This window comes from uncultured Pontibacter sp. (assembly GCF_947492645.1).
Lineage (GTDB): Bacteria > Bacteroidota > Bacteroidia > Cytophagales > Hymenobacteraceae > Pontibacter.
The window spans coordinates 406024-429680 of sequence record NZ_CANLMZ010000008.1 but is presented as its reverse complement, the minus strand read 5'-3'; the positions used below and the strand labels follow the sequence as shown (position 1 = coordinate 429680).

Annotated in this window: 14 protein-coding genes; 10 read left to right on the top strand and 4 right to left on the bottom strand. The window is 46.4% G+C overall.

Features of this window, described 5'->3' with window-relative positions:
* The first annotated feature begins 18 nt into the window (after window positions 1-18).
* The 6 genes from Q1A23_RS12270 to Q1A23_RS12245 all read left to right on the top strand — a co-directional run bounded on the left by Q1A23_RS12270 (window position 19) and on the right by Q1A23_RS12245 (window position 7780).
* Entirely contained in the window at window positions 19-1725 is a 1707-nt protein-coding gene (locus Q1A23_RS12270) for a RagB/SusD family nutrient uptake outer membrane protein (RefSeq protein WP_299823764.1), read from the top strand.
* 70 nt (window positions 1726-1795) lie between these two features.
* A complete protein-coding gene (locus Q1A23_RS12265) occupies window positions 1796-3331 on the top strand; it encodes a family 10 glycosylhydrolase (protein ID WP_299823763.1) in 1536 nt (511 codons plus the stop codon).
* 188 nt (window positions 3332-3519) lie between these two features.
* Window positions 3520-5373, top strand: coding sequence for a glycoside hydrolase family 9 protein (locus Q1A23_RS12260; RefSeq protein ID WP_299823761.1), 1854 nt, complete (start codon window positions 3520-3522; stop codon window positions 5371-5373).
* A 20-nt stretch (window positions 5374-5393) separates the two neighbouring features.
* Window positions 5394-6071 carry a polysaccharide deacetylase family protein gene (locus Q1A23_RS12255; RefSeq protein WP_363322062.1) on the top strand — a complete coding sequence of 226 codons (678 nt, stop codon included), beginning with the start codon at window positions 5394-5396 and terminating at the stop codon, window positions 6069-6071.
* A gap of 69 nt (window positions 6072-6140) precedes the next feature.
* The gene (locus tag Q1A23_RS12250; RefSeq protein WP_299823759.1) at window positions 6141-6749 is read left to right on the top strand and encodes a peptidoglycan recognition family protein; all 609 of its coding nucleotides are present in this window, start codon (window positions 6141-6143) and stop codon (window positions 6747-6749) included.
* A gap of 110 nt (window positions 6750-6859) precedes the next feature.
* Window positions 6860-7780 carry a serine hydrolase gene (locus Q1A23_RS12245; RefSeq protein WP_299823758.1) on the top strand — a complete coding sequence of 307 codons (921 nt, stop codon included), beginning with the start codon at window positions 6860-6862 and terminating at the stop codon, window positions 7778-7780.
* Between the two features lie 129 nt (window positions 7781-7909).
* Here Q1A23_RS12245 and Q1A23_RS12240 read toward each other — a convergent pair whose 3' ends face one another.
* A complete protein-coding gene (locus Q1A23_RS12240; RefSeq protein ID WP_299823757.1) occupies window positions 7910-9187 on the bottom strand; it encodes a DUF1343 domain-containing protein in 1278 nt (425 codons plus the stop codon).
* Window positions 9188-9310: 123 nt separating this feature from the next.
* Entirely contained in the window at window positions 9311-13216 is a 3906-nt protein-coding gene (locus tag Q1A23_RS12235) for a phosphodiester glycosidase family protein (protein WP_299823755.1), read from the bottom strand.
* A gap of 257 nt (window positions 13217-13473) precedes the next feature.
* On the opposite strand from Q1A23_RS12235, the gene Q1A23_RS12230 reads away from it, so the two are divergent.
* Window positions 13474-15342 (top strand): PQQ-binding-like beta-propeller repeat protein, encoded by a 1869-nt coding sequence (locus Q1A23_RS12230; RefSeq protein WP_299823753.1) that lies wholly within the window; start codon window positions 13474-13476, stop codon window positions 15340-15342.
* Between the two features lie 116 nt (window positions 15343-15458).
* On the opposite strand, the gene Q1A23_RS12225 is transcribed toward Q1A23_RS12230, so the two are convergent.
* Window positions 15459-16934, bottom strand: a complete 1476-nt coding sequence (locus Q1A23_RS12225) for a TolC family protein (RefSeq protein ID WP_299823751.1) — start codon at window positions 16932-16934, stop codon at window positions 15459-15461.
* 441 nt (window positions 16935-17375) lie between these two features.
* On the opposite strand from Q1A23_RS12225, the gene murQ reads away from it, so the two are divergent.
* The 3 genes from murQ to Q1A23_RS12210 all read left to right on the top strand — a co-directional run bounded on the left by murQ (window position 17376) and on the right by Q1A23_RS12210 (window position 22688).
* On the top strand, window positions 17376-18188 hold the full coding sequence (gene murQ / locus Q1A23_RS12220; RefSeq protein WP_299823749.1) for an N-acetylmuramic acid 6-phosphate etherase: 813 nt from the start codon (window positions 17376-17378) through the stop codon (window positions 18186-18188).
* A 133-nt stretch (window positions 18189-18321) separates the two neighbouring features.
* A complete protein-coding gene (locus Q1A23_RS12215) occupies window positions 18322-19845 on the top strand; it encodes a sodium:solute symporter (RefSeq protein ID WP_299823747.1) in 1524 nt (507 codons plus the stop codon).
* Window positions 19846-19859: 14 nt separating this feature from the next.
* Window positions 19860-22688, top strand: coding sequence for an FAD-binding and (Fe-S)-binding domain-containing protein (locus tag Q1A23_RS12210; RefSeq protein ID WP_299823746.1), 2829 nt, complete (start codon window positions 19860-19862; stop codon window positions 22686-22688).
* 90 nt (window positions 22689-22778) lie between these two features.
* On the opposite strand, the gene Q1A23_RS12205 is transcribed toward Q1A23_RS12210, so the two are convergent.
* The gene (locus tag Q1A23_RS12205; RefSeq protein WP_299823745.1) at window positions 22779-23522 is read right to left on the bottom strand and encodes a DeoR/GlpR family DNA-binding transcription regulator; all 744 of its coding nucleotides are present in this window, start codon (window positions 23520-23522) and stop codon (window positions 22779-22781) included.
* Window positions 23523-23657: the final 135 nt, after the last annotated feature.

Sequence of the window (23657 nt, the reverse complement as noted above, 5' to 3'; positions counted from 1 at the left end):
AATTAAAATCACAGAGGAATGAAAAAGAAAATATTCATATTGGCTCTCTTTGCAACAACACTATTTAGTTGTGAAAAAGATTTTCTTGAGACTCCACCACTAGACCAGTTAACTGACGAAACCTTCTGGAAAAGTGAAGAAAATGTAAGAACTTTTTCTTACGGTTTTTATCCAGCATATTTTACAGGTTACGGATCAGGTTTTACTTGGGGTAACTATTTTTCTGGTCAAAGCCTTAATGACGACTTTGCCCCAACAAGTCCAGGTCAATTCACCCGCAATGTACCAGCATCAGGCGGTGGCTGGACCTTTAGCTGGGTTAGAAAAGCTAATATATTCATAGATAGAGTGCAGGACGTGCCAATGAGTGATGATGCCAAGGCCCATTGGACTGGCGTAGGTCGTTTCTTCCGTGGCATGGAGTACGCTGACTTAGTGAATAGCTTCGGCGATGTGCCTTGGTATGAAACGGAGCTGAAAGAAACGGATACTGAAGAGCTTTACAAGCCACGCGACTCACGTACTTTCGTTATGGACAAGGTACTGGCTGACTTCAGGTTTGCAGCTGAGAATGTAAGATTAACTGACGGTGCAAAAGGCTTAACAGTTAATAGAGATGTAGTGCTTGCTTTTATGTCGCAAGTGTTTCTTTTTGAAGGTACATGGCAGAAGTACCACCTGAATAATGCTGCAAAAGCCGCAGAATACCTAGAAGCTTCTAAGTGGGCAGCAGAGCAACTAATCAGTTCAGGTAGATATTCTTTATCACCAAGCTACAGAGGCGTGTTCAACTCACTTAATCTCGCTGGTAATCCAGAAGTTATACTTTACAGGCAGTATGAACCAGGTATGCTGACACATGCTCTGAACAGCTATAACAACAAGGAGCCACAAACAGGTGCATCCAAAGATGCTATAGATTCTTATCTTGCAGAAGACGGGTTGCCAATTTCAATATCCCCTTTATACCAAGGCGACAAAGGAATTGATGATGTAATGACAAACAGAGATCCTCGCATCACAGAAACCTTTGTTTCTGATGAACTTCGACTCAATGGTATTTCTAGCAACTACTCTACAACAGGATATGCCACTCATAAATTTCTTAACGAGGCTATTAAGGATCAGCCGGATGGAAGTTCTAACCTAAATCCTACTGATGCTCCGGTAATTCGTTATGGCGAAGTTTTACTTAATTATGCTGAGGCTACTGCCGAGTTAGCCACAGTTGGTGGTCCTGCCATGACGCAGATTGATTTAGATAAGTCTATCAACAAATTAAGAGCCAGACCAGGAATCGGGTTGCCAGCATTACAAGTACAAGGCAATCTGCCGGCTGTCAGTGGAGTTACTTATGATGATCCGCAAAGAGACCCAAGTGTGCCATCTCTTATTTGGGAGATTCGTCGGGAGCGCAGAGTTGAACTGATGATGGAAGGCTTTAGATTAGACGACCTTAGAAGATGGAAGAAGTTGGAGTATACAGACACAGAAGCTAACATAGACATCAATCGAGGTGCTTGGATTAGCAGGGCTGAATATCCTAAATTACAGTCAAGTGTAGTATTGACAGGAGCACAAGAAGGTTATATTATACCAGCTACAGCAGCAGCCTCACAGCGATTGTTTGTAGATCCTAAAGTATATCTGAACCCACTTCCACTTGATCAAATCAAATTGTATGCAGACCAGGGAGTAGAGCTAAAGCAAAACCCAGGTTGGTAATCAAGTAATGTTTAAAAACAAAAAGCCCTCCATTGGTCAAAAGCCTGGGGGGCTTTTTATTAACAGGATTATGATGATTAAGAGATTTACACTTTTTGTCTCCTTACTTATACTTGCCACAGCCACTTATGCCCAGGAGAGCAAGTTTGCTCCAAAAAGAGAATTCAGAGGTGTATGGATTGCAACGGTACAGAACATTGACTGGCCTACTAAGGCTGCCGTAGGAGTAAACCCTGCCGCACAACAGCAGGAGCTTATTCAGATACTGGATGAACACCAGAAGACAGGTATAAATGCTATTATGCTGCAAGTGCGGCCATCAACAGATGCCTTTTATGCCAAAGGGCGCGAGCAATGGAGCCGGTTTTTGACGGGTAAGCAAGGCCTGGCGCCAGAGCCTTTTTACGACCCGCTGGAGTTTGCCATTCAGGAAGCGCATAAACGTGGCATGGAGCTACATGCCTGGATAAACCCTTACCGCGCTACCACAAGCTTAGTGGACTCCTTAACCAGCCCAGACCACATTACAAGGAAAACGCCGGAGTGGTTTTTTAGCTACGGAGATAAAAAGTACTTTAACCCAGGCATACCGGAAGTAAGGTCTTACATAGTAGACGTTATACTTGACATCGTGCGCAACTACGATATCGACGGCATTCACTTCGACGACTACTTTTACCCTTACCCCGGCAAAGATCCGCTCCCAGATTCAACGGCCTATATGCAGTATGGGCAAAGCTTTGCCAACATTGAAGACTGGCGCCGCAATAACGTGGATGTACTTATTGAAAGCCTGGGCGAGAATATACGTTCCGAAAAAAGGCATGTAAAGTTTGGTATAAGCCCCTTCGGGATATGGCGCAACCTGGCTCAGGACTCGTTAGGTTCCGAAAGCAATGGCTTGTCGGGGTACAGCGCCTTGTATGCAGATGCCCGCAAATGGGTGCAGGAGGGCTGGATTGATTACGTTAACCCGCAGCTGTACTTTCCTTTTCATTACGCTGCTGCCCCCTACGAGAAACTACTGGATTGGTGGGCCGCTAATTCGTTTGGCAAGCATGTATACATAGGGCAGGGCGTTTACCGCGCCATGGAAGACAGAGAAGGCTGGCGAAACAGGCAACAGCTGCCAAACCAGGTGCGTTACCTCCGCGAGAATCCTAACGTGCAGGGTAGCGTGTACTTCAGCTCCAAATCGCTTACAAACAACCTGGCCGGGTTCAGAGATTCGCTGCAACACAATTTTTACAAGTATCCTGCCTTGCACCCGCAAATGCAGTGGCTGGATGATACCGCACCGGCAGCGCCCTCGGAGCTAAAGGAAAAGAAATTCCTGATCTTTAAATCAAACAAGAAAGCAAAACTTAGATGGGAGCGCCCGCAGGATGAGCAGGTGTACGGCTATGTGATTTACCGCTTTGAGGAAGGGGAGCCGTTAAACCTGGAAAACCCGAAGCATATTGTAAAGGTGATTTTTGATCATACCCTGGAGTCTTACGATGACGAAAGCATCAGGAAAGGGAAGAAGTATCAGTACGTAGTAACTGCCATAGACAGGCTTAAAAATGAAAGCGCCCCATCTAATGCAATAAAGGCGAAGTTTTAAATTGGGGCTGTAAGTATAAGGTGTGTCACCGAGTATATCTTTGTTCCCTCTCAGGAAAGAAATGCGTCTTTTGTTTTTCTCTTTTGAGTGGGGCTTTGGGTTGATTTTTTTAACTTAAATAGCGCACGTACACATCTTTTCTAAAGTATAAAATACCAGGCATACATGGCCTAAAAACATACTTAGCTATGAACAGGAAAAAGACAGTAATAACGTTTATGTTGGCGGCATTGATTCTAACGGCCAATGCCATTGCACTTACCAACAAGGCCAGGCCAGCTTACGATGCTCAGATTGCATCTGCCGCCAAAGGCCCCGCCTGGATACGCATAAACCAATTGGGCTATACACCACAAGGAATAAAAGTAGCCGTTTGGGGAAGCAAAGGCACAGAGAAACTAAAGCGGTTCGAGTTAGTGGATGCCACTACAAATAAAGTGGTGTACAAAGGGAAAGCCGGAGAGGCGTATGGCGCTTACGGTCCTTTTAAGCAATCCTACAGGCTCAATTTTACGGCTTTTAACGAACCCGGCAATTACTTCTTAAAAGCTGGCGTTGCCACGTCTCCGGTTTTTAAGATTGGTGCTGATGTATACAAAGGAACAGCCGATTTTGCGCTGCGCTACATGCGCCAGCAACGCAGCGGTTTTAACCCATACTTAAAAGACTCCTGCCATACTGCTGACGGATATACGATGTATGGCCCAATGCCTGACAGTACTATTATCGATGTGTCTGGTGGGTGGCACGACGCGTCGGATTACCTGCAATATGCTACCACCTCTGCCAACGCTACGTACCACCTGCTGGCAGCTTACCGCGACTTTCCGGGGGTGTTTACAGACAAGCATCAGGCTAACGGTTTAGATGGCACGAACGGTGTGGCCGATGTGCTGGACGAGGCAAAGTGGGGACTTGAATGGCTTCTGAAACTGCACCCGCGCGAAGACTGGCTCTTTAACCAGTTAGCCGATGACCGCGATCATCAGAAAATGCGATTGCCTAACCACGATAGCGTAGACTATGGCTTAGGAAGGGCACGGCCAGTATACTTTGCCACCGGCGAACCACAAGGCTTGGGCAAGTATAAAAACAGAGCTACAGGCGTTGCCTCAACAGCCGGTAAATTTGCAAGTGCCTTTGCCCTGGCATCACAGCTCTACAACAGTAACGACAAAGAACTGGCAAGCCTGTTTGGCCAGAAAGCACAATCGGCTTACAAACTGGGCCTTGCCAAACCTGGCGTTAGCCAGACAGCGCCTAACCGCGCGCCATACTTTTACGAAGAAGATAATTGGGTAGATGACATGCAATTGGGAGCAGCTGCCTTATACCAGCTTACCGGTAACCAGGACTACTTTAAGCAGGCTTATACGTATGGGCTACAGGAAAAAGTAACGCCCTGGATGGGAGCAGATACAGCACGCCACTACCAATGGTATCCGTTCCATAACTTCGGGCACTTTGAACTGGCTAAAAAAGCAGATGCCACCACCAAGGCAGAACTGATTGGTTTTTACAGAGAGGGCATTGAGCGTGTGTTTGCCAAAGCGAAAAACAATGCCTTTTACCGGGGTGTGCCGTTTATCTGGTGCTCTAACAACCTCACCACATCTTTTGCCATACAAAGCTACCTGTACCGCAACCTGAGCGGCGACCAGACTTACGCTGAACTGGAGCAGGCTAACTTTGATTGGCTGTTTGGCTGCAACCCATGGGGCACCAGTATGGTGTTTGGCTTGCCTGAAAACGGCGATACGCCTGTCGATCCACATTCTGCATTTACGCAGCTTTACAAATATCCTATCGATGGCGGCTTGGTAGACGGACCCGTGTACGGCAACATCTACAAAAACCTGATCGGCATTACACTTTACGAGCCGGATGAGTATGCTGAATTCCAGTCGGACCTGGTGGTATACCACGATGATTATGGCGACTACAGCACCAACGAGCCAACTATGGATGGTACGGCCTCGCTTATTTACCTGCTGGCCGCTAAAGAGAATAGTTCCGGGGAGGGAGCTCAGCCAAAAAAGTAACCGTAGATGCGCATGGTGCCATTATCCGGGGTGATGTATCAGCGAAGAAAATAGCGCTTGTCTTTACCGGAGATGAGTTTGCGGATGGCGGCGAGCACATAAAGCAGGTGCTGAGCAAGCAACAGGCAAAAGCATCGTTCTTTTTTACCGGTAATTTTTACGGCAATGCTGGTTTCGCTACGTTGATAGAAGGCCTTAACAAAGACGGACACTATTTAGGAGCGCACTCTGATAAACACCTGCTTTACTGCGACTGGACAAAACGGGACAGCCTCTTGGTGACGCAAAAGCAGTTTAGCAAAGACCTCAGGGATAATTACCGGAAGATGGCAAAGTATGGGGTAAGCAAGCAGGACGCGCCATACTTTCTGCCGCCTTACGAGTGGTACAACCAAAGTATAAGCAACTGGACAAAAGAGGAAGGGCTGCAACTGGTAAACTTTACCTACGGCACCCGCTCTGCCGCTGATTATACTTACCCCGAAATGGGAAACCGTTATGTAAGCTCCGAAACTATATTGCAATCTATATTTGCCCTCGAGGCAAAAGACCCCAGTGGACTGAATGGCTTTATGCTGCTCCTGCACATAGGCACCGATCCACGGCGCACAGATAAATTCTATTACCGGCTAGAGGAACTACTGGTGCAGTTAAAGCAGAAAGGCTACGAGTTTGTGAGGCTGGAAGAGGTGCTTTAACGTTTATCAGAATTGTATAAGTATGGCTGCTTTACGTTTGTTATAGCAGCCATTAACCTGAAGTATAAAATGAAGAAATTTCTACTCTTAACTTTTATGGTAGGCTTACTTGCAGGTTGCCAGCGCCCTGCCGCCACGGCACAGCTTGTACCCCAAAGTATAGATTACCTGACGCGCGGCGAATGGGGAGCCAACGCGCCTGTCTTACCTATGCGCAGCCACAAACTTGCTTATCTCACCATCCACCACACCGCCACAAAGCAACTGCCAGATAAAAGCCTCACCGATAAAATGAAAGCTTTGCAGCAATTCTCGCAGCAGGAAAGCAAATTAGGAGATGGCAGAACCAAGCAGCCCTGGGCCGATATTCCATACCATTTATATGTAGATGTACATGGGCAGGTAGCCGAGGGTAGAGACATAAACTATGCCGGCGACTCGAACACAGGATACGACCCGGCAGGGCATTTACTGGTGGTAGTTGAAGGCAACTTTGAGGAGGAAGAAATTACGGCGAAGCAAATGGAAACCCTGCGGTTACTTGTGCCGGCGCTCGCAAAAAAGTATAAAATTACGGCAGATAGGCTCGGCACTCACAAAGATTACGCTTCTACTTTATGCCCGGGCTCTAAGTTGTACGCCCAACTGCCATACTTCCGGCAGTTGATTGCAAAGTAGGATATTAGTTGTTGTAAACGCGCAACACAAAAAGTATGCTGGATGCCAGATAATTGCTTCATAAAGGAATTAGAAATAAGATTGAGAAGTATAGAAATTCACCTTGCACTATGATAAAGCACACAATTTTATACTTGGCTATACTTGTTTTTGGAATGGTGCTACCTGCAGCTGCCCAGAAAACGCCACAGGAATTACTACGCCAGAAAACGGAGGAGCAGCTAAAAGCATTGCTGGCAAGTTCTCCGGCTGTAACGGGGCTTGTTGCCGTTGATTTAACTACCGGTGAGCGCATCGTATTTAACGAAGATGCTGTGTTTCCGCAGGCCAGCGCCATTAAAATCCCGATACTGATGGAAGTATACCAGCAGGCAAACCAGAAGAAATTCTCTCTATCTGATACGCGGGCTATTAAGCAGGCTGATGTTGTAGGCGGTACAGGCATCATAAAAGACCTGGCCCAACCTGCTTCTTTCAGTATCCGGAACTTAGGTATATTGATGATTGCCTTAAGCGACAATACCGCTACCAACTCCCTTATTGACCTGGTGAAGCTAGAGAACATTAATGCTACCCTTAAAAGTCTTGGATTTACGCAGACCCGTGTGCAACGCAAAATGATAAATGCGGCAGCATCTGCCCGTGGTGAAGAGAATATTTCCACTCCGTCGGAAGCTGCTAGCATACTGGAAATGCTTTACAAAGGGGAGTTTATCAACAAAGCTGTTTCAGGGGAGATTGTAGCAATACTACGAAAGACAACCCGCGAAACCAGCCGCCTGGCCGAGGGCATTCCTGCGCATGTTTCTATCGCTTTTAAGCCGGGTATACTTAATGGAGTGTCAACGGAGTGGGCTATTGTAGAGCTGCAGGAGCGGCCTTATGCCATTGCCATGATGGAAAGTTACAAAGTAGCGGAGCAGGCAGAACGGGTAATGGAGCAGGCTTCGGCTATACTTTACCAATATTACTGGCGATTAGGCAATGCAAGCCGCTACGGCACCTATGTAGACCCTGAATTGATAAAGTAGCGATATCTCTTAAACAACATCCTCTTAAGGAAACCACCTTTAGCCTTGCATCTGCTTTTTATACACGGAGCTATTTCTCCAGGCAATGCACATGTATGATTTCCTCAAGAGGATGTTGCAAAAGCAGGTTTAGTAAAGCAGGTACTTGCTTCTAGTATCTTTAAAGTAGGATAGTTCGCTATCCCAGTTCTTTACAATTTCGTGGGGCGATACTCCCGCCTGTAATTGCTCCCGAACCTTTGGGGTTCCCCAAAGGCGGTCCATTCGCCCTTCTTTCCATTCCAGCTTATCAGGATACAGCGTTTTGAGGGCATGAAGTATAAATACGCCAGCCTTCGCCGACTCAAATGCATTTCGGTCTGTTATAACTATTCCGGCTCCGTGGCATTGTTCTCCCATAAACTTTGGCGGGTATATTTTAATGCCATCCACTATACTATCAGGCACGAAGGTAGCGGGTTTAAAAGATACGCCTGCCAGCTTGTAGCTATTGAGTTGGTCTGCTAATTTATTTCCGTCTATCCAGGGTGCTGCTATGTACTCGAAAGGCTGCATGGTGCCACGGCCCTCGGAAATATTTGTGCCTTCCAGTAAGCAGGTAGCGGGGTAAACGGCAGCTGTTGTAAGCGTCAGCATGTTTGGCGAGGGCTTTATCCAGGGCAGGCCGGTCTGGTCGTACCATTGTTGGCGCTCGTAATTTTGCATCGGGATTACCGTAAGCCTGGCTTTTGATAAGTTTTTAGTCCCCCGCTCCGCGTTAAACATAAGCGCCAGTTCACCTACTGTCATGCCATGGGTTACGGGCACTTGCTCCTGGTTGCTTATCGGCTCTCCGGCTTTCCCGGCAACAGGGCCATCCACGTACAAACCCCCGATGGCGTTAGGGCGGTCGAGTACCAGGTATGGCTTGCCTTGTTCTGCGGCGGCTTCCATTACGTTGTTCATGGTGGCGATATATGTATAAAAGCGTGCGCCTATATCTTGTATATCAAACACCAGCACGTCCACATTTTCCAGCATGGCAGCAGTAGGTTTTCTTACTTTGCCATAAAGCGAAATTACGGGTAAGCCAGTCCTCGAGTCTTTCCCATCTGCCACGTGGTTGTCTTCTTCGCCGCGTATGCCGTGCTCAGGCCCGAATAAAACGGTAAGTTCAACATCCGGGTGCTGGTGCAGCACATCAACCAGGTGGCGGCCATCGGGTAAAAGGCCTGTATGGTTTGTAACAAGGCCAACTCGTTTGCCTTTTACCAGCGGCAAAAAATCTGGTGTAAACAAGCGTTCAGCACCGATAACTACGCTACTTGCAGGGGCAGGCAGCGCTGTAGCTACTGGTTTGGTGCTTTTGCATCCGCTTATGCCCAACACAAAGCACGTTAGAAGCAAGAGGGAGGTTAGGTGTTTCATCTGATAAGGTTTAAGGGCGTTTATACTTTATACTTTCTGCTGTGTGCTGTCCTCACTTTTAAGCAAGTATGAAAATAATGTCTCGTTACCACATAGGCTGACAAACAGCAAGTGCGCATAGCTTTATTCTTTTAATGAAGTCGGTTTTTTGCCCGCTTTGGCGCTTTCGTCTTGCAGCACATAACGGTAAAACCCACCGCCGTTGTCCCAACTGCAGAAAATGAGGGTGCGGCCATCCGCAGATACGCCAATGCCACGGGCTTCTGCGCCACCTACTTCAGGTAAGGGTAAAGTCCACATCACTTTCTTGCTGTCGTCGCGGAAGTGAAACGTAGATGGCCCCACACCGCTAGCCCGTACGGCTGCATAGATATTATTATCGGCACCAACCACCAATGCATTAGAGCCGGCGGCTGTGCTGGTAATATCTTCTTCTCTTTTATAAGTGCTGCCGTCTTTGCTGCTGTACTTTTGGATGGATGGGCTGCCTGGGTTTGGGAAGTATAGCGTTAAGCCATCTGGTGTCATGGCAAAGGTGCGTGCAAGTATGCGGTTAGGTAGCGTCAGCGTACGTACCAACTCAAATGTAGTTGGGTCGGTGGCGCTTTGTTTTAATACATAGTTTTGGTCTTCAGCAAATAACGACATGGCGTAGATTTCGCCTTTGCTGTTTACGCGAGGCGATGTAATGGCGCGCATGCCCGCCGGCACCTCCCAGACAGCCATACCCTCACCGGTAGTTGCATTTACTTTAAGCAGGTGGCGGTTGCGGGCTACAAGTATGTTTCCATCTAAATCAATGCCAATGCCATTCAGCGGGTTTAAAGTATAAGTTTCGCCTTTTATACTTATTGATTTAAGCGGAGAGAAAGGTGCATCAGTTCCATCAGGGTTCTTTATGACCAGGGAGCCAGCGTAATCAGCAAGCCACAATTTGCCTTGCTTGTCCCATAGGGCTCCGTAACCGGCACCAGGTGCATTGTCTATTTTACCGGCAAATACATACTTCGGAGCTGGCACTTCAATTAAATCCTCCAACGGTTCGTGGCTTTTCATTAGCTTAAGTTCCGTAGCCGGCCCATGAACAATGTTTCTGCCGTCAGTTGCAATAACCCGGTGATAGAAAACTACTGGAGATCCTTCTGCAGCAGTACCCAACAAGTTATACCAGTCCTGCTCGAGTAGCTTAAGGGTATTTTCGCGGCCTGTGTTTTTATCCCAGAGTATATTTTTAAACTGAGCATCAGCGGCAAGCTGGTAAGTATAAGAAATAAAATCGCCCTCGGGGTCTTGCGCCTTGCTCCAGGAAACACGGTAAAGCGCCTCAATGTTGCGCACCGCATAGGTGTTGCGGCTGTTATGGGAAGTAAATTGCGGTGCAGCAGGTGCCTGGTTGTAAGTTGGGTAAAGTTGTGTTCGGAGGGCGCCTTCCGGGTTATTTTCAGTATGCAGCTGCACGTATAAGGCCCCAACAGCCAGCCATTCCGGGAGGTTATCTGTAAGCTCTATACTTGCCTTAAAACTGCCTTTGCGCCTGTTGCCAGTTTTTACCTTCAGCGGCTGAAGCAGCGTCCCGGGTTCGGTATTCCGGCCTTTGTACAGCCCAACAGCAGCCTCTGATTTTAAGAGTTTTGCATCTAAGCCACTAAACTGCCCTTGCACTAGTAGTCTGTTGCCTTCTACCTTAGCTGTTACAGTACCTGTTCCGCCTTCCGATATACCGGCCACCGGCGCAAGTATGCCTGTTGCCTCGCCACTAATTTGTATATCCCGCCGCACCAGGTGGCCGTTTACGCCAAATATGGCTGTTGGCAGAGCTTTTTCATTTAGTACTGCCATGTCATCAGCAGCCTTCTTTTTAATGTCGTAGGTAGTGTAGGCGATTGAATCCTGCTCAAAGAAAATATCCATGATAGTGATCGTATTTTGCGGTTCACTATCTAGTGTTAACCAGCCTCTTGGTCCTGCACCTGCTGCGCCAGTATTCAGCAGTTCCAGCTTCCCTCTTTTGCCCGGATAGTAAGCGTGGTGGTGGCCGCTGATGTAAGTATGCACATTATACTTTTCGAGCAAAGCATGCAGCTTTTCAGGGTTTGCCAGTACATTTCCTTTAGAGTCGCGTTCCTGCGCTACACTATAAAGCGGCATGTGCCCCAGTACAAAGCGCATTTTTGCATTTTTTGCCTCAGGCTTTTCGAACTGTGCTGCCATCCACTTCAGGTTTTCTTCGGTTATTTCTGATGAGGATGCCTCCCAGGAAACGAAGAAAACGCCATCCTTTACAAAAGAGTAATAAAAAGGAAAGTGGCTGCGATCGATGAACTGTAGGCCTGGGTTACTTTCAGATTTGCCCCAGTAAGTTGCTGCTGCTTGTTGCTCCAGAGGGTAGGAGCGTGGCCCATCGTGGTTGCCTAAGGTAAAGGCGAATGGAATGTTGGCATCGCGCAGGGGTTTTACGATGTGTTTATCAAAGCCTGCCCACATTTTAGTTAGTTTAGCAGTATCTGTAATGCCCATACCTGCTACCATGTCGCCGCTGCAAACCACCAGGTCTGGTTGCCATACACGCGGAATGCGGTTCATAATACTATCTACCTGCCATTCGTAGGTGGCGGAACCCAGCCCGGAGTTAAGGTCGCTGATAATGCCAATGCGCAGATCGCCGCGGTTTGCCTGTTCCGGAAAGCCTTTGCGCTCTACCAGACGGATGGCATCTGCCACCATCTTACCTTCTGCTCCATTGCCTAGCAGCTCCAGGTAATCGCCGGGCCCAAGTATAAAATCACCAAAAACGTTCCATTTGCCACTTGTAGAGAGGGAAGTTTGGTCTTTGGTAAGGGTATCGGTTTTGGTGCCGTGGTGCAGCACATAGGTTGCCTTGTTTGTGTTAGCGGTTGGGTTAACGGTCCACCAGGTGGCAAGTTGGTACTTGCCGCGCCTGATGCCATCGAACGCGTATGTAGCTTTGCTGTACTTTTGGGTGGCAGTTGCTATCCGCGAAGGTGTATTGCCGTAGTAATTGGCGTGGTTGCTTTCTTTCCAGAGACCAGATTCGGTATAGTGAGGGCTGTCGGTATCCAGGTAAACTATGTTTTGCTGCTGGGTAGGTGCTAGCTGAGACAGCACCAGGGCAGAGGCGTTTTTGCGCAAGCTGTACCGGTTGCCACCTGCCGCATCAACCGGAATGTTAACTACCTCATCAGCGGCTACCATGGCTGAAGATCCCCCACCATCTAAATTAACAGCTTCGTAGCAACCAACTTCCAGCATCATCTGGGCCAGTTCGTCCATCGTAACGCCAACGCTTGCCTGTTGCCGCCCATCTACCACCATCATCAGGATGGTGTTTTCGTTAAGGTAGCCAATGGCAGTACGCGGGTGCCTGACCAAATGGCCCGCCGGAAAACCTTCTGCTATACTTGAGTTGCTCAGTTTGCCATACTTTACCAGAACTGGCCCGCCGCCTACAGCCTGGTTTGCCAGCCAGCGCTGCGCTCCTTTAGGTGTTGTAGCTGTTGGTTTGCCGCCCTGTGCATTGTTGGGAGCAGGGTATTTGTAAAGTAAATTTTCCTTACCTACGGCATAGGGCCATACAATTTCAGGTTTTCCGTTTACCATACCAAAAGCGCCCCTTGTTACTTGCCCATTTGGTCCGGGTGCTACTGTTTCGCCATCCGAAACAAGTATACTTACCGAAGACGTAGCCGCAAAGTAACCGCCATTAATAGCCAGTATAGCGTTGTTCTGCTCATATGCTTCCTGGGTGGTCTGGCGAATGGTGTTGCTGCCTACTGCCCTAAGTTTCAGGTTTTGGTCTTTCAGGTCGATGGTTGCATAAACTGCACGAACCCGCGCACCATCACTTAACTGGCCATTCGCCTCGAAAACACGCACAGAAGAGGGTAGCAAAATGTTGAGGTCTTCACGCGGTTCCCATGTTAAATTAAGTTGCTGTGCCTGCGCAGTTAATGGCCGTGCAGCTAAGAGCAGGTAGAGGAGGCATGCAAATAAGGCAGCGACGTGTTTCATAGTATAAGATTATAAGGCAGTTTAATTAAAATGTTAATGCTGTTGTAGAACAGACTCAAGATACTATATATTTTGCGGTTTTATGCATTTTGTGTCTATAATAAAAGCATAAAACTGTAGAGTTATAATTTGATTTTGTAGCTTTAACAGGGAAACTAAAAAATATACATTATTTGGATGCTGTTTTATGCATTTATAGCGCGTCCTTGATAATATTTTTAAAATAGTATGAACAAAAACATAGATAAATCTAGAGTATGAAGCACAAAATAACTTACATCTTTTTGCTTGCTTCACTATGGTTATCAGCTACCATAGTGAAGGCGCAGTCTTTTAAATTTGCATTCGTATCAGATACACACATTGGTAACAATACCGCAGAAGAAGACCTGCAGCGAACTATAGCCGATATCAATGCAGACTCCACATTAAGTTTTGCCCTTTTTACAGGAGATATAACAGAGTTCGGGTCTGATGAAGAGCTGAAGCAGGCAAAGAAGGAATTAGATAACTTAAATAAGCCATGGTATATAATATCCGGTAACCATGATTCTAACTGGTCAGAGAGTGGCAGCAATTCATTCAGGACAGTTTTTGGGACTGAAACATTTGCTTTTACCCATAACGGCTACCTTTTTGCCGGCACAAGTTCTGGTCCTAACATGCGTATGGGCCCTGGACAAGTGCCCAGAGAAAATATTGTGTGGCTAGATTCTGTTCTGACAAATATGGAAGATCCTGAAATGCCTGTAGTATATGTTAATCACTACCACCAAGATTCTTCTCAAAACAATTGGTATTCAGCCATCGATCTATTGAAGAAACGCAATGTGCAATTAATTCTGCATGGCCACGGTCATGGTAACCGCAAGTATCAATATGATGGCATCCCAAGTGTTATGGGGCGATCGAACCTTCGGGCTAAAGATACTGAAGGAGGATATAACGTTGTTACGTTTAAAAATGGTGTGGCAAGTTTTGAAACCAGAAAGCCTGTGTCGAAAGTGCAGCAAAAATGGCTCGATGTGCCTCTGGTTAATCACGAATTTGCAAAAGATAAGAACCAATACTACCGACCATCCTTTGCTGTAAACGACAAGTTTAAAAATGTGAAAGTAGTGTGGGAGTATCAGAATGATAGTGATGTGGGAGCCGGTACAGCAACAGGTAAAAAGCTTATTTTTGCAACCAATACAAATGGGTGGATTTATGCGCTGCATAGCAAGAGCGGACAGCAAAAGTGGCGATATAAAACGAATGGCAAGATCTATTCTACACCAGTTGTATCAGGCAAATATGTAGTAGTTGGCTCATCTGATAACAATATTTACTGTCTTTCTGCAACTACCGGAAAGCTAATTTGGAAATTTCCAGCACTTCGTCCTGTTCTGGGTTCGCCGGTAATTAATGACAATATCGTATACGTAGGCGCCTCTGATGGACATTTTAGGGCGTTGGATCTGAAAAGCGGAAAACTAGTTTGGGACTTTGATCAGGTAAACAACTTTGTGGTAACCAAGCCACTAATTTATAAAGGTAAAGTTTACTTTGGTAGTTGGGGAAATGATTTCTATGCCTTAGATGCTGTTTCTGGCAAGTTAGAGTGGAAGTGGAGCAATGGTTCTGCTAATCGGATGTTCTCACCTGCTGCTTGTTACCCTGTTGCTGCCAATGGCCGTGTTTTCATCGTGGCTCCGGACCGCCATATGACATCCCTTGATGCAAATACAGGTAAAGAAATATGGCGTAAACAGATGAAAGGTATTCGGGTTCGGGAGTCGATGGGATTATCTACGGATAGCTCTTTGGTATTTGTAAAGACAATGGATGGGGAGTTATATGGCGTATCAACAGCAGCAGACACAATGCAAATAGCCTGGAAATCTGAATTGAAGCTGCCCTATGAATTAGCTCCTTCTGCAATAGTAGAGAATGAGAACATTGTATTTGTGCCATCACACTCAGGTTTAGCCAGCGCTATAGATAGAAGAACCGGAAAAGTAATATGGAAATACAAAAGTTCTAATAGCTTAATGAATCCTATCATGCCGCTAGGTAAGAACAGAGTAGTTTTGAGCACAATGGATGGTAAAATAACCTGCCTTGAATTTAGTACTGCAAAATAAAAAGTTGACTATTTTAGAAATAAGTTAAGAAAAAACTGAGGTAAAACTCCTGATATAAAAGGCCTGTCATATTAGTAATGACAGGCCTTTTTAATTAGAGTCTGATCCTGCAACATTTATACTTCCTCTACCAGTATGGGCATGTTATTTTCAAAATCGTAAAGTGTGAGGCCGCGCAATGTATAGTATGCGTGCCAGAAATTTCTGAGGGCACTTATATAACTACGGCTGGCTTTGTCTCTTTCTTCTGTCGCGATGTTGAGGTCAAGTATACCTATTTTGCCATCCAGGTAACGTTTCCTGGTTATCAAGTAGCGTTTCTCGGCTATCTCGTCAGCGCGTTTGGCGCCCTCCATTTGCTTGCGCAAAATTTTAAATCGCTTTACATGCAGGTAAATTTCCTGTTCAAAATTGATCTTCTGCAGTTCGATATTCGATTTGACCAATGTATGATTGGCTTGTGCAGTTCCTATGATGGCATCCGTTCTGCCCCAATCCATTACAGGGATGCTAAAACCCATCCTGATGCGCTGCTGCTGAGACGGGTCGTTGTAGGCTTCCTGTATGTCAATTGCCTGTTGCGTAAGGCCAAAAGAAGCATATAAGTTAGCAGAAAAACCGGTTTCGCCTTTGGCCTTTGCTAATCGCATTTCGGCTTCCAGCAATTCGCGTTTAAAGCCGATAACACGCTGGCGGTTTTTCTGGGCCTGCTCAATGGCCAGTTCTTCACTTACTTCAAACATAGGTATCTTGTCCGGAAGAATCAATTGGATCTGGTCGTCATCTGTAATGCCTAAAAACACTTTTAACCTTAAGGTGTTTGCCTCAACATCTAGTGCAGCCTGCTCAAGGTTGTGGGTGGAGTTAAGTAGAGTCAGCTCCATTTGTAACAGCTCGTTTTCAGGGATAGAGCCTGCTTCGTACCTGCTCTTGGCTATTTTGTAAAGTGTATCGTTGTTGGTTACATTCTTTTGCGCAATCTGGTACCCAATCTGGCTCAGCAACAGGTTAAAAAAATGGTTTGTAGCCTCTTTTGCAATTTCTTCCATATCCTCACGGAATTCGCGCTGGGCTTCTTCGTACCGGAGAGGAGCTATTTTTCTGTCCCAGGCACGGTTGTTAAAGCCGAATAAAGGTTGGTTCAGGGTTACGGTGGCAGGCACAGAAGAGTATCTGGTGCTGTTTGCGTCTGCCTGAAAATCATCAATGCGCTTTAGCTGGCTGTTTACGGAGATATACCCCCCGGTTGGCCATATTTCCTGCCCAAGCGAAAGCTGCATAGAGGAGTTTGCGTTGTGCGTGTTGATAAAGACAAGGCTTCCGCTATCGTTCAGGAGTGGCTCTATGGTTCGGTTATACTCTGGCACCACACCGCTTAGGGTAAGCTGCGGTAAAAAGTTAGAGCGGTATGTTTTATACTGCCATTGCCTGTTTTCGAGTAACACAGAGGAGCTCCTGTATTTAGGGGACTGCTTCTTGGCTAATTCTATAACATCTTTATAAGTATAAAGTCGTGTCCCGGGTGGGGTGTGGGCAAATGCTGGTTGTAAAAGTAATGTCAGAATGAATAGAAGGGGAAAAGATTTCTTCATGGTTAGCATTTACTGTAGTGGTATGGTATAAAAACTGGCTGCAAAGTATGTTTTGTAAAGGTATGGAAGCGGTAAAAGGTAAACGATATCATGCATGCTAAGCCTGTTTTAAAAAGATGGGCTTTTTGCGTGTATTAATTTATTCTAATATTTTTTGTAAAACAAGTATTGCTTGCATGAATTTGCAGGAATATTATAAAATAGCTGCGTAAATATGTAATTTGTAAGAAAGTTAGTATATTTAACAGTTCTAAGCGTGCGCGTTTGTGCGTTTTTAAGCTGTGGTTCTACCCAAATAAGATCCGGCATGTGTAAATATATGCAGCAGACTTTGGTAGTAAAGTACAACAATAGCGAAACTGCAACCATAGTTAGGACTGTATGATTTGCGGCCTTTATAAGGCAGGCATTAGTTAAAGAATTACCATATTATAAGTTATAATGGAGATAACAACCGAAAGAGAATCGAACTACGATGGTCTTGAGAAGATGTCTGTAAAGGAGATCCTGGAGAGCATAAACAATGAAGACAAAACTGTTCCGCTTGCTGTAGAAAAAGCAATTCCGCAGCTGGAGAAATTGGCCACCGTAGTCTCTGAAAAGATGAAGGCCGGAGGAAGGTTGTTTTATATTGGCGCCGGCACCAGCGGTCGTTTAGGTATCGTGGATGCATCGGAATGCCCTCCGACTTTTGGTGTGCCCTTTGATTGGGTGGTGGGAATTATAGCAGGCGGCGACACCGCAATACGTAAAGCGGTGGAGTTTGCTGAGGATGATCCCAATCAAGCCTGGAAAGACCTAGCAGCTTATGATATTGACGAAAACGACGTGGTGGTGGGATTAGCTGCGTCTGGTACAACCCCTTACGTAATAGGCGGTTTAAAAGCCGCTAATGAGCGCGGCTTAGCCACAGGTTGCATTGTTTGCAACACAGGCAGCCCGGTGGCGGCAGTAGCACAGTTTCCGGTAGAGGTGGTAGTAGGGCCAGAGTTTGTTACCGGCAGCACACGCATGAAGGCAGGAACAGCACAAAAGCTTGCCCTGAACATGCTCAGCACAAGTGTAATGATACAACTTGGCCGTGTAAAAGGAAATAAAATGGTGGATATGCAGTTAAGCAACCACAAGCTCTATAACCGTGGCGTACGTATGATCATGTCTGAAACCGGAGTAAACGAGCAGATGGCTACCACTTTGCTGGACAAGTATGGCAATGTAAGGCAGGCAATAGAAAACTTCTTGATTTCTTCTTAACTTTACATAGCGTTGCGCTGCAAAAGGAGTGCAAAAACTAACCTGTTAATCTTTTAATCTTCAGGCTGTTGTTTCAGAGGTATGGGGTCTATGCCCATAGCTGCGGTCAACAGGCTTTGATAAACCTCTGCTTATGTCTCCAATCATGCTTTTGTCTTTTCTGGTGGGTTACTTTGCCGTACTGATCGGCATTTCATACTTTACCTCAAAAGGCGCTTCTGATAACTCAAGCTTTTTCATAGCTAACCGCAACTCCAAATGGTACTTTGTGGCCTTTGGTATGATCGGTACTGCTTTGTCTGGTGTAACGTTTATATCGGTGCCGGGAGCGGTAGTAAACAGCAGTTTTGGCTATTTCCAGTTTGTGCTGGGCAATACAGTAGGCTTTGTGCTGATAGCGTTTGTGCTGTTGCCGCTGTATTACCGCATGAACCTGATCTCCATTTATACTTACCTGGAAAAGCGCTTTGGCTACTGGAGTTATAAAACGGGTTCCATGATTTTTCTGGTTTCGCGTACCATTGGCTCTGCTTTCAGGTTATACCTGGTAGCCATTGTGTTGCAGAAGTTTATTTTTGATGCCTGGGATGTGCCATTTGTTGCCACCGTATCCATTTGCCTTGTGCTTATCTGGCTGTACACGCATAAAGGCGGACTCAAGACTATCGTTATTACCGATACGCTCCAGACGGTTTTCATTGTATCATCGGTTATACTTTCGATTATTTTTATCGCCAGCAGCCTTGACCTGAACATTGTGCAGACATTTGAGGCGGTAAAAGACAGCTCTTACTCTAAAATGTTTTTCTGGGAAGATTTCATGGGCACCAAAAGCCACTTCCTGAAGCACTTTATAGGTGGTATTTTTGTAACGATTGCCATGACAGGCCTTGACCAGGACCTGATGCAGAAGAACCTGAGCTGCAAAAACATCGGCGAAGCGCAGAAAAACATGCTCACCTTTACAGGGGTTTTTGTTTCCATCAACATCTTCTTCCTGAGTGTAGGCGCTTTGCTTTACATGTACGCTGAAGCCAACGGCATTAACGTGGCAGCACTTGCCACCCCTGACCACCTTTTCCCGGAAATTGCCCTGAACCACATGGCAATGATACCGGCAGTTATTTTTATGCTGGGCTTAACAGCGGCTACTTTTGCCACTACCGACTCAGCCCTTACAGCCCTTACAACCTCTTTCTGTGTTGACTTCCTGAACTTTACTAAAAAAGCCAACCACGACGACGTGAAGCTGATCCGTACACGCCACCTGGTGCACATCGGTTTTTCAGTTATCATGCTGCTGGTTATACTTGTGTTCAAACTAATAAACGACGACTCTGTTGTAAACGCCATTTTTAAAGCAGCCGGTTATACGTATGGTCCGCTGTTGGGCTTGTTCGCTTTCGGTATGGCTAATAAACGTGCCGTAGCCGATAAACTGGTGCCTTACATTTGCGTTATCTCACCTATCCTGACGTATATCCTGGATACCAACTCTGTTGACTGGACAGGCTATGCAATGGGTTTTGAACTGATCGTGATCAATGCGGCCATTACTTTCGGGCTTCTGCTTGCTACAAGTAAGCCCGGAGGTGGAGTAATGATGGAAGCATTAACAGAAGCCGAAACAGGCAATAAGGTAAAACAAACCATTTAACTAGCTTACCTTCCATGGAAATTGAAAAGCTTTTGGAGTCCTTTTTGCCAAAAGCGCGTATACGGGCACGACTGATTGACGTGGTGTCTTACGCTTCTGATGCTGGCTTTTACTACCTAAGGCCAAAGGCGGTGGTACAACCTGTATCAGAGGAAGAAATAAAACAGCTTTTTGCTTTTTCGCACCAGCATAGGGTGCCACTTACTTTTCGCACGGCAGGCACCAGCTTGTCCGGGCAATCTATAACAGATGGTATACTTGTAGACCTGAGCCAGTTCTGGAATAAGGTGCAGGTAGAGCAGGACGGAGAGCAGGTAAGGGTACAACCCGGTGTTATTGGCGCTATTGTAAATGCGCACCTGCGCCCCTTTAAGCGCAAAATAGGACCAGACCCGGCAAGTATAAACTCTGCCATGGTAGGAGGGATCCTTTCCAACAACGCCAGCGGCATGTGTTGCGGTGTGAGCAAAAATTCTTACCACACTACCAAATACATTCGTTTTATACTTCCGGGGGGTAATAGCTTTACCACAGAAGCAGAAGCCGATTATACCCGGTTTGAGACAGAGTGCCCGCAGCTTTTTGAAACACTACAGGCACTAAAGCAGCAGGTGCAAAGCAATCCGCAGCTGCACGATATCATCCGGCACAAGTATAAAACAAAAAACACCGTTGGCTACTCTGTTAATGCATTCATCGATTACGAGCATCCGCTGGATATACTGGCGCATTTGCTGATCGGAGCCGAAGGCACATTAGGTTTTATCGCCGAAGCTGTGCTACAAACGGTGCCCGATTACCCTGCAAAATCAACAGCTCTTTTATACTTCCCGGATATTTACGCGGCTTGCCAGGCAATTGTACCGCTTACAACGGCTGGGGCCGAGGCTGTGGAACTGATGGATCGGGCTTCGCTGCACTCTATTGAGCACATGGCCGGTGTGCCTGCTGTAATCCAGACGCTACCTCATAAAGCTGCAGCTCTGCTTGTGGAGTTTCAGGCAAACACGCCGGAAGAGGTACAGGAGAAGATTCTAAGTTTTATGGCCCTTGCGCCGGAGCTTGCATTGCTGGAGCAACCTGTGTTTACCACCGATCCTAACGCGCAGGCTTTACTGTGGAAAGTACGCAAAGGGATGTTCCCGGCAGTAGGTGCCGTGCGTGCCAGCGGCACTACGGTGTTGTTAGAGGATATTGCAGTTCCGGTTGCGAAATTGGGTGATGCCATACTTGACCTGCAGGAGCTTTTCAGAAAGCACGGATATGCCAATGCCATTATCTTCGGCCATGCCAAAGACGGTAACATACATTTTGTAGTTACGCAGGCTTTTGATTCGCCGTCAGAAGTAACCCGCTACGATAAGTTTATAAAAGAAGTGGTAGCGCTGGTGGTGCAAAAGTATAAGGGGGCGCTAAAAGCAGAGCACGGCACAGGCCGCAACATGGCACCTTTCGTGGAAACTGAATGGGGGCCTGAGATTTACGAGGTGATGCGTACCCTGAAGCAGGTGGTTGATCCTGAAAATCTGCTTAACCCGGGCGTTATCATCAACCATGATAAGAATGCGCACATCCAAAACCTGAAAGACCTGCCAAAAGTGGAGGAGGAAGTAGACAGGTGTATGGAATGTGGCTTTTGTGAGCATAAATGCCCGAGCCGCAACATTACCCTTACGCCTCGCCGCAGAATTGTGGTACGACGCGAACTGCTAAACCTAAAACGGAAAGGCGAAAAAAAGCAGCACGATGAGTTGTTGGACCAATACCAATACGATGGCTTGGATACCTGCGCTGTGGATGGCCTTTGCGCCACCGCCTGCCCCGTTGATATTAATACCGGTGATCTGGTTAAACGCCTGCGGCGCGAAAGCCACAACGATTTTGCCAATAACCTGGCGCTGCTGGTGGCTAAAAACTTTAAACCTGTTACCGCTGCCGTTAAATTTGGTTTACGATCAGGGGCTGGGGTAAATAAGATTTTCGGAGCGAATACACTTGCCAGCTTTACCAAAAGTGTAAAAGGGGTTGTACCTGAATTTCCGCTCTGGACAAAACAACTGGCTCCTGCCCCGGGTGTGGCAGCTTCAATTGCCAGCGTACAAAACAACTCGGTTGATGATGCGGCTGTCGTATACTTCCCGACCTGTATCTCCCGCACGATGGGCTCTGCTGAAGGTGGTAAGAAAAACATTATTGATACGTTTAAGAGTATCTCTGATAAAGTAGGCGTTCAATTCATCATTCCGAAGGAGGTGCAGAGTGCCTGCTGCGGGCAGATATTTTCATCTAAAGGGTACAGCAAAGCCTTTGCCTATACTGCCAACGAAACCATCAGCAAAGTATGGGAGTGGACCGACAGAGGTCGCCTGCCGCTGGTGCTAGATATTACTTCCTGTACTTATACGTTGCAGAACTGCCGCCCTGTACTTACACCGGAAAACAGGCAGAAGTTTGATGTGCTCAAGATTATTGATAGTATAGACTATATCGCTGACTTTATACTTCCGAAGGCTACTGTCTTACAAAAGAAAGAAAGTGTGGTGGTACACCCTGTTTGCTCGCTGCAGAAAATGGGAATAGAGAATAAGTTTGTAAGTATAGCCAAGCAGCTGGCACAGGAAGTAACGGTGCCAATGCACGCCGGTTGTTGCGGTATGGCCGGAGACAGAGGATTTTTGGTGCCGGAGCTAACAGCTTCTGCTACAGCTCCAGAGGCGCAGGAGGTAAAGCAGCAAGAATATGATGGCTATTACTCCACAGCTAAAACCTGCGAAATGGCAATGACCGAAGCAGTAGGCAGGAACTATGAATCCATAGTGTACATGCTGGACGAATGCATATAATTTGAATCTAGCCTATTCATAAGTATAAAAGCAACAGCGCCAGCCCTGGTAAAGAGCTGGCGCTGTTGCTTTTATACTTATGAAGTGCATTTATACCAGGGTTACAGCTTCGGTGTATTCTTTCAGGAAAGAGTCGCGAGGGCTTAAATCAGTAACAAGGTAATGAATGGCATTCAGGTCGCATACTTTCATGTTCTGGTTAGAGCCCAGCTTTTCGGCGATACTCATTATGGCCGTTTTCTTTGCTGCGCGGATCATGGCTTTTTTCACCTGTACAACCTCCCAATCAGAATCTGTTAATCCGTCTGCAATTGAAAGGCTGTTGGTGCCAAGTATACAAAGGTCTACTTTTATTTCTGCCAGCTGGTTTATAACCTGCGAGCCTATTATAATCTGAGAGCTTTTGGAGAGTTGCCCCCCTAAAAGTATAACGGTGCTGTTAGAGCGTTCGGCCAGCTCAAGGGCTACCAACGGGCTTACTGTAAAAAAAGTGCATTTCAGGTTGTCGGGTACCATGCGGGCAACCTCTATCATCGTGGTGCCCCCACCCATCAGTACCGTCATGCCATCCTGCAGCATTTGTACTATTTTGCCTGCAACTTCTTTCTTTGATTCTTTTGCATAAACATCTACCTGCTGAAAAGGGTAATGAAAGGATTTAGACAATGCGCCGCCATGTACTTTTAATACTTTGCCGCTTTCGGCCAACTCGTTCAGGTCTCTGCGAACAGTATCCTCCGATACGTTCAGCTTCATGCTCAGGTCCGAGGAAAGTACTTTGTTGTGTAAGTTTATCTGCTTTATAATAAAAGCCTGGCGTTCTTCTTTTAGCATGCTGTCATTTTCAATGGGTAGGAATCAAATATAACAGATTTTCTATAAATTATTTAAAAGGATATAAAGATAAAATACCAGCCTAAAGGGTATATATATGTATAAAGCCTGCTTTCTTTTAATCCTGTGCAGGAA

Bases quoted from the DNA above. Each gene is read 5' to 3' on its own strand.
- Q1A23_RS12270 (WP_299823764.1), top strand. From the start codon at position 19: ATGAAAAAGAAAATATTCATATTGGCTCTCTTTGCAACAACACTATTT.
- Q1A23_RS12265 (WP_299823763.1), top strand. From the start codon at position 1,796: ATGATGATTAAGAGATTTACACTTTTTGTCTCCTTACTTATACTTGCC.
- Q1A23_RS12260 (WP_299823761.1), top strand. From the start codon at position 3,520: ATGAACAGGAAAAAGACAGTAATAACGTTTATGTTGGCGGCATTGATT.
- Q1A23_RS12250 (WP_299823759.1), top strand. From the start codon at position 6,141: ATGAAGAAATTTCTACTCTTAACTTTTATGGTAGGCTTACTTGCAGGT.
- Q1A23_RS12245 (WP_299823758.1), top strand. From the start codon at position 6,860: ATGATAAAGCACACAATTTTATACTTGGCTATACTTGTTTTTGGAATG.
- Q1A23_RS12240 (WP_299823757.1), bottom strand. From the start codon at position 9,187: ATGAAACACCTAACCTCCCTCTTGCTTCTAACGTGCTTTGTGTTGGGC.
- Q1A23_RS12235 (WP_299823755.1), bottom strand. From the start codon at position 13,216: ATGAAACACGTCGCTGCCTTATTTGCATGCCTCCTCTACCTGCTCTTA.
- Q1A23_RS12230 (WP_299823753.1), top strand. From the start codon at position 13,474: ATGAAGCACAAAATAACTTACATCTTTTTGCTTGCTTCACTATGGTTA.
- Q1A23_RS12225 (WP_299823751.1), bottom strand. From the start codon at position 16,934: ATGAAGAAATCTTTTCCCCTTCTATTCATTCTGACATTACTTTTACAA.
- murQ (WP_299823749.1), top strand. From the start codon at position 17,376: ATGGAGATAACAACCGAAAGAGAATCGAACTACGATGGTCTTGAGAAG.
- Q1A23_RS12215 (WP_299823747.1), top strand. From the start codon at position 18,322: ATGTCTCCAATCATGCTTTTGTCTTTTCTGGTGGGTTACTTTGCCGTA.
- Q1A23_RS12210 (WP_299823746.1), top strand. From the start codon at position 19,860: ATGGAAATTGAAAAGCTTTTGGAGTCCTTTTTGCCAAAAGCGCGTATA.
- Q1A23_RS12205 (WP_299823745.1), bottom strand. From the start codon at position 23,522: ATGCTAAAAGAAGAACGCCAGGCTTTTATTATAAAGCAGATAAACTTA.